This window comes from Rhizomicrobium sp., from assembly GCF_056722145.1.
Genome location: NZ_JBWZET010000361.1, coordinates 1 through 6,553 on the forward strand (window position 1 = coordinate 1; position 6,553 = coordinate 6,553).

Consider the following 6,553-nt stretch of genomic DNA (forward strand, 5'->3'; position numbering starts at 1 on the left):
ATCCTGGGTCCGTTATGTCTCGCGTTGCTCGGCGGGTCGTGAGAGGCGCGACCTTTCTTCACCGCTCCAGTGTCTTCTCGCTCCATCCAGAATTGCACGCACAGGATGTGGGAACATTGGGCGAACAATCAAGTTAAAAAGCGAGCCTCGATCACGATTTAATGTTCAGCGATGGTAAACGGCAGATGCGCCGCACTCGCGGTATTGGTGTTCCTTCCGCTGCTTGGGATTTCTCGGTTAACCGAGCCGGGGCCACACAGCGCTCTTCCGGTGTAATGTTCGCCACGATGGGCACGAATTAAGTATAGCGTCCACTTATTGTCTCCCCTTATTGTCTGGAGGCGGTACTCGAAGGCATCTGGCGCGCGTTGACGGCCCCCTCACCCGTCGCGCGCTAAAGCGCTCGCCGACCTCTCCCCCAATGGGGCGTGGTGAAGGTCAGAACCTGGCGCATTCCGGACCACGCGATCGGCCGGGATTATGCGTCTTAGGCGCATCCGAGCGGATCGGTGCCGCGGGCGAAGGCCGTATACTCTCCTGCAATAACGGCGGCGGTTCCTGATTTAAGTATAGTGTCCCCTTATATAGTGTCGCCTTTTATAGTGTCCCCTTATATCGGTAACAAGCTCAGCGCGTGCGCAGCGTCACGAACTCCCGTTTTACGAAAGCGACTGTGTGTCCGATGTGATCACCTCCGCTTGCGAACTACGATCTCGACCGTAATTGGCGAACAGGGGGTTTGGATGCATTGTGTTAAGGTTGCGGCCTTCGCTGCGTTGACCGTGATGTTTGTTGGTTCGGTGGAGCGAGCGGATGCCGGCTTTTTTTCGGAATCTCCGGCAGATACGATCATCAAAATCTGCAAGTCCGAGGACATCCTGAATCACAGGACGGGCGTTAAGTTCACGCATGAATATTTGGACATCATCTGTCCCTGCGTGGTCGAGAAGACAAAGGCAAATGCGAAGCCAGAAGAACTACAAGCGCTTGCTGACGTGCTGAAGCTGCCGCTTGCCGAGCGCGGAAAAGCCAGCAGCAAGAACAAGAATTTCATCAGAGCCGTGGGGCCGTTCTTCCGGGCACAAGGCGTTTGTTATCGCGAACATCCGCAAAAGTAGCGCTTATCCGGCAACACCAACGGTGCTGCCGATTACGCACTGGCCGGAGCTGGGCGAGAAATAGCTGTACACCGCATTCTTGGCGTGCGGGGGACGGCGTAAGTGTGCCGTCCTATGGAGCCCCCTTCGGTTTGACGCTGGGGCGTCAAACCACTTCCCCCACGGTCTGCGTGCCGGTGGCAACGGCAGTGCGCCCGCGGGGGCAGAAAATGGGGCGCCCGCGGGGGCAGAAAATGGGGTGCCCGCGGGGGCAGTAAGTACGTCAGGCCGTGCCCGCGAGCCAGGTGAAGGTGGGGTCGGCGTTGAGGCGCGGGGCGATGAGCGCCAAGGCGGCGCGCATGTCGGCTTCGAACTGCCACGGCGGATTGATCACCAGGAGGCCGGCGGTGTTGAGCTTGCCTGCCACGGCGGCGCGGCGGGCGATGTCGAGGCGCAGGACTTTGGATGCGCCCGAGGCCAGCACCTCGCCGCAAAACCCATTCGCCTCGGCCGCCGACTTGACCGGAAACCAGACGAGAAAAATGCCGGTGGCAAAGCGGCGGTAGGCGGCCGCCACCGCGCACGCAGCAAGCGCGAATTCATCGGGGGCTTCAAACGGCGGATCGATCAGCACCACGCCGCGGCGCTCGGGCGGCGGCAACAGGGCCGTCACACGCTGGTAACCGTCCCCCTCTTCGACGCGGGCGCGGGCATACGGATGCAACACGTCCTTGAGCGTGGCCGCGTCCTCGGGATGCTTTTCCACCGCCACCAGCCGATCCTGCGGCCGCAGCAGCTTCGCCGCCAGCAACGGCGAGCCGGGATAAATCGCCCCACCGGCGAGATCGAGGTACGCCGCCAGCGCTTCGGGGGCATCCTTTACGCCCGTCAGCCGGCCAATGCCCTCGGCGGCTTCGCCGGTGCGGACGGCTTCGGGCCCATCCAGCGGATAGGCGCCGCGGCCGGCGTGGCTGTCGATCACCGCAAATCCCGCCTCTTTGCGGCGCAGATGGCCGAGCACGGCGACCAGCGCCAGATGCTTGGCGACATCGGCAAAATTCCCGGCATGATAAGCGTGGCGGTAGTTCATCGCAGACCTTAATGCCCGTTAACCTCTCGCAGCCTTCGCCGCGTTGAGGCATTTACAATATTTGTCGTGCCAAAGTGATCGGGTTCCGTGGGCGAGGGCACGGATAGCGTTACCATCGCAGCAGTGATTCGTCACAACCATGGCTCGGTCCGGGGGCACTCCGCCATGCATTTAGGTTTTTTGGACGTCGTCGTCATCATCATTTACGCCATGCTGGTGCTGGCGGTCGCGCACCTGTTCCAGCGCGGCGAGCTGCGCGGCGATGACGATGGCGAGGGTGCGACGGCGACGCGGGCGCTGCCCTGGTGGGCGATCGGCGCCTCGTTGATCGCGGCCAACATCTCCGCCGAGCAGATCATCGGCATGTCGGGGTCGGCCTATGCCGTCGGCATCGCCATCGCCGGCTACGAATGGCTGGCCGCCGCCGCGATGGTCGTGATCGGCAAGTACTTCCTGCCGGTGTTCCTGAAAAACCAGATCTCCACCATGCCGCAATTCCTGCGCCTGAGGTACGGGCCGAAGACGCAGGTGACGATGGCGATGCTGTGGATCGCACTTTACACCTTCGTCAGCCTGACCGCGGTGATGTGGCTCGGCGCCACCGCCGTGCACGTCGTCACCGGCCTCAACATGACGGTGAGCGTCATCCTGCTCGGGCTGGTGGCGGGCAATTACGCGCTCTATGTCGGGCTCAAATCGACCCATTTCACCGACGTGGTCCAGGTCGGCATGCTGGTGCTCGGCGGCGTCGCGATCCTGGTGTTCGCGCTCGGCGAAATCGGCGCCCGTGTCGGCGCCAGCGGCGGGCTGCACACCCTCGTCATCGGCTTCCACACCATGGTGGCCAAGATGCCGGAGCACTTCGACATGGTGCTCGAGCCCTCCAATCCCTATTACAAATACCTGCCGGGCCTGGCCACCGTCGCCGGCGCGATGTGGGTGATCCAGTTTTCCTATTGGGGCTTCAACCAATACATCGTGCAGCGGGCCTTGGCGGCGCGCTCGATCCGCGAAGTGCAGAAGGGCATGGTGTTCGCCGCCTATCTGAAACTCCTGATGCCGGCGATCGTGGTGCTGCCGGGCATCGCCGCCGCCTTCCTGCTCGGCTCGCACGTCGCGCCCTCCGACACCGCCTATCCCCGCCTGATGCTGATGCTGCCGTCCGGCTGGCTCGGCTTCGTGTTCGTGGCGCTGGTGGCGGCAATCATCGCCTCGACCGGATCGAGCCTGTCCTCGATCGCCAAAATCTTCACCAACGACGTTTTCCAGGTTGTCTATCCCGGCGCGACGCGGCGCCTGCTCGTCATCGTCGGCAAGTTCACCGCCATCGGCGCGCTGATCGTCGCCATGGCGGTCGCCTATCCGCTGCTGGGCCACACCGACCAGGCCTTCCAGTACATCCAGGAATACACCGGCTTCTTCACCCCCGGCGTCATCGTGGTGTTCATGCTCGGCATGTTCTGGCCGCGCACCACCGAGACCGGCGCGCTGCTGGCGGCCGGCGGAACCGTGATCGTCTCGGCCTATTTCGCCGTGTTCCAGCCCCAAATCCCGTTCATCATCCGCATGGGGTACGTGTTCGTGATCTGCATCGCCCTGGCGGTGGCGGGCTCGCTCCTCACCCGGCCGAAGCAGGAAACCGCGATCGACCTCGACGGCATCGATTACTCGACCTCAGCCGGCTACAACCTCGCCTCGGTGCTGATCGTCGCGATCCTGGCGGGGCTGTACTGGTATCTGTGGTAGCGCTCAACCGTTCTTCGCCACCCGCATCGACGCCAGATCGAAGCGGATTTCCTTCAGGCCGTAGTCGATCGAGACCTGCGAGAACTGGCGCAGGAAATTCATCCCGATCAACAGCGACGGCTGGTGGGCAAGGCCCCAGATCTCGAAAATCTGCATGTCGGCAATCGCCACCACCGCGTTGGAGAAGGTCACCGCGTGCAGGTGGATGTTGTCGACGCGAACCACCTGCCCGGTCACGACCCCGCCGGTGATGCCGGTGATCGGCACGACGCCGATCGGATGGATGCTGGGGTTTTCGCGCGACAGCGCTTCGAGCAGTTTGCTGTTGCCGACCGACACCTGGGCTCCGGTATCGAGGAAGCAGGTCGCGCCGACGCCATCGATCCGGCAATTGAGCGAGCGCAAATGGCCCATGTTGCCGCGCACCGGCACATAGGCCTCGCTCGGCTTGTGGACGGCAAATGCGCTCGGCACGCGCGTCCCGCCGACGGTGAGGGCGCGATTGGCGAAATCGAGAGTGACGCGCGAACCATCGACGGCATCGAGGCCGAGATAGCCGTCGGCTCCCATATAGGCTCGCGGCAGCAGCGGCATCGACAGATTGCGCCGGCTCAGGGAACCGAAGGCGACGGTGCCCACCGACACCACCCGCGTCGACACCGAGCGCACCACGCCCTGCACCGAGACTTCGTTGCCGCGCACCAGCCCGAGCAGCACGGCGACATCCTCGGCAAGCACCGAGCGGTCGGCACCGGTATCGACCACGAAGCGGAACGGCCCGCGGCCGTTGATCATCACCGGGATGGTCATGTGCTCGTCGGCATCGTTGCCGGCGGCGATGCGCGCGGTTTCGTCGGCCGGCGTACCGGGCGGCAGCGGCGCGATCGTTTGCGCCATCCCCGTTCCCGTCAACGCAGCGGTCGCTGCTCCGAACTCCACGAAACGCCGACGCGACAGCCGTTTGGCTTCAGTCTGTGCACGCATCTTCGCCTCCGATCCGTGCTGGCGGACGCAATTGTCGTGAGCCGTGTGTTCAAACTGTGTCTGGCGGCGGCCGCTGCAGCACTCCGGTGTTTCCGTACGCGCGCGCATTTTACCACGCAACGCCGTGTTCGGGTTGAGAAATCTTTCGTCCTGAGCAAATAGGGCGAGGGCTTACGGCCGGATTGTAAGCATCACAACCGCGTGACCGCCGACAACCGCACCGACGCGGCCTTTGGCGGTGCCGAGATCCTTGTGCTGCCACAGATCGCGCACCCGCGCCGTCAGGCCCGCCGGGTAGAGGAGCTGATCCCAGCTTGCCTCGATCCGCCGCGCATTCTTGCCGCGGTTGAGCAGCACGACGGCACGGCCGCCGCCCTTGAGCGGACGCATCCAGACTTCGGCGTCGCCGTCCTTCCACACCCGCGTCGCGGCGAGGCCGAGCGCGTCCTGGTCGACGGCGATGACCTCTTTGTTCATCAGGATCGCCTTGGTCGGCGCATCCATGGCGGCGAGATCGTTGCCGGCGATCAAGGGCGCGGCGAACATCGCCCACAGGCTGAAGTGAGCGCGGTACTCACTGTCGCTCATGCCGCCATTGCCGACTTCCAGCATGTCGGGATCGTTCCAATGACCGGGGCCGGCATAGGGCGCCAGCTCGGCCTGCAGGTCGACAATCTTGAGCACGCCCATCGAATAGCCGTTGGGATGGGCGCCATCCCACATGTCAGCGATGTCGCCGGTGGTGCGCCACAGATTGCCGATGTTCTTGGCCCACAGCCACGGCTTGGCATTGCCCCATTCGCACATCGAAAACACGATCGGGCGCCCGCTCGCCTGCAACGCCCGGCTCATCGTCAGATAGGACGCCTGGGCGTCCTGGGTATCGGTGTTGCACCAGTCGTATTTCAGATAATCGACGCCCCAGGCGGCATACTGCGCCGCATCCTGGAACTCGTGGCCGCGACTGCCGGGAAAGCCGCCGCAGGTCTTGGTGCCGGCGTCGGAATAGATGCCGAACTTGAGGCCCTTGGCATGGACGTAATCGGCGAGCGCCTTCATGCCGGAGGGAAACTTGACGGCGTCGGGCTGGATGTTGCCGGCCTGATCGCGCGCCCCCTGCCAGCAATCGTCGATCACGATGTAGGTATAGCCGGCCGCCTTCATGCCCGAGCTGACCATGGCATCGGCAGCGCCGCGGACCAGCTTTTCGTTCACATTGCAGGCAAACTTATTCCAGCTGTTCCAGCCCATCGGCGGCGTCAGCGCCAGCCCGTTCGGCGTCCCGAGCAGGGGATCGGCCTTGTCGCGCGCCTCAGTGCTTACGCTTGCGAGGAGGCTTGCGAACAGGATGAACAGGACTCTTCTTGCTAGTTGCTGCATGGCTTGCCCCCGTTTTCTTCTTCGAGCCGCGGACGGCTTTCTTGCTTGCCCCCGGATCGGCGTTGGCGGCGTGGCCCGGTCCGGTCATGGCGGCTGCAGCCGTCACCGGCGGAACCTGGGCGCAACTGAGCGCCTCGCCTTCGTGCGAAATCTTCACCGACCGGATCGAGACGCCGAGCGCCTTGGTCGCGGTCAACGCAAACGCCGTCGGCACATTCGACAGATCGGCTCCGGCGCCGCGCAGGCAGGCGAGCGG

6 protein-coding genes are annotated in these 6,553 nt (G+C 63.8%); 2 read left to right on the top strand and 4 right to left on the bottom strand.

From position 1 onward, the window contains the following. Window positions 1-743: 743 nt before the first annotated feature. On the top strand, window positions 744-1,118 hold the full coding sequence (locus AC1P6P_RS18990) for a hypothetical protein (protein ID WP_481404014.1): 375 nt from the start codon (window positions 744-746) through the stop codon (window positions 1,116-1,118). Between the two features lie 262 nt (window positions 1,119-1,380). Here the strand turns inward: AC1P6P_RS18990 and AC1P6P_RS18995 are convergent, their stop codons facing one another. Next, window positions 1,381-2,187, bottom strand: coding sequence for a 23S rRNA (adenine(2030)-N(6))-methyltransferase RlmJ (locus AC1P6P_RS18995; protein ID WP_481404015.1), 807 nt, complete (start codon window positions 2,185-2,187; stop codon window positions 1,381-1,383). A gap of 165 nt (window positions 2,188-2,352) precedes the next feature. Between AC1P6P_RS18995 and AC1P6P_RS19000 the strand changes: the two genes are divergently transcribed. Continuing rightward, window positions 2,353-3,933 carry a sodium:solute symporter family transporter gene (locus AC1P6P_RS19000; protein WP_481404016.1) on the top strand — a complete coding sequence of 527 codons (1,581 nt, stop codon included), beginning with the start codon at window positions 2,353-2,355 and terminating at the stop codon, window positions 3,931-3,933. A 3-nt stretch (window positions 3,934-3,936) separates the two neighbouring features. On the opposite strand, the gene AC1P6P_RS19005 is transcribed toward AC1P6P_RS19000, so the two are convergent. The 3 genes from AC1P6P_RS19005 to AC1P6P_RS19015 all read right to left on the bottom strand — a co-directional run. Beyond that, on the bottom strand, window positions 3,937-4,917 hold the full coding sequence (locus AC1P6P_RS19005; protein ID WP_481404017.1) for a retroviral-like aspartic protease family protein: 981 nt from the start codon (window positions 4,915-4,917) through the stop codon (window positions 3,937-3,939). Between the two features lie 171 nt (window positions 4,918-5,088). Then, the gene (locus AC1P6P_RS19010) at window positions 5,089-6,297 is read right to left on the bottom strand and encodes a glycoside hydrolase family 27 protein (RefSeq protein ID WP_481404018.1); all 1,209 of its coding nucleotides are present in this window, start codon (window positions 6,295-6,297) and stop codon (window positions 5,089-5,091) included. Further along, on the bottom strand, window positions 6,230-6,553 hold a 324-nt coding region (locus AC1P6P_RS19015; RefSeq protein ID WP_481404019.1), incomplete at its 5' end, for a hypothetical protein. The genes AC1P6P_RS19010 and AC1P6P_RS19015, both read right to left, overlap by 68 nt.

Bases quoted from the DNA above. Each gene is read 5' to 3' on its own strand.
- AC1P6P_RS18990 (WP_481404014.1), top strand. From the start codon at position 744: ATGCATTGTGTTAAGGTTGCGGCCTTCGCTGCGTTGACCGTGATGTTT.
- AC1P6P_RS19000 (WP_481404016.1), top strand. From the start codon at position 2,353: ATGCATTTAGGTTTTTTGGACGTCGTCGTCATCATCATTTACGCCATG.
- AC1P6P_RS19005 (WP_481404017.1), bottom strand. From the start codon at position 4,917: ATGCGTGCACAGACTGAAGCCAAACGGCTGTCGCGTCGGCGTTTCGTG.
- AC1P6P_RS18995 (WP_481404015.1), bottom strand. From the start codon at position 2,187: ATGAACTACCGCCACGCTTATCATGCCGGGAATTTTGCCGATGTCGCC.
- AC1P6P_RS19010 (WP_481404018.1), bottom strand. From the start codon at position 6,297: ATGCAGCAACTAGCAAGAAGAGTCCTGTTCATCCTGTTCGCAAGCCTC.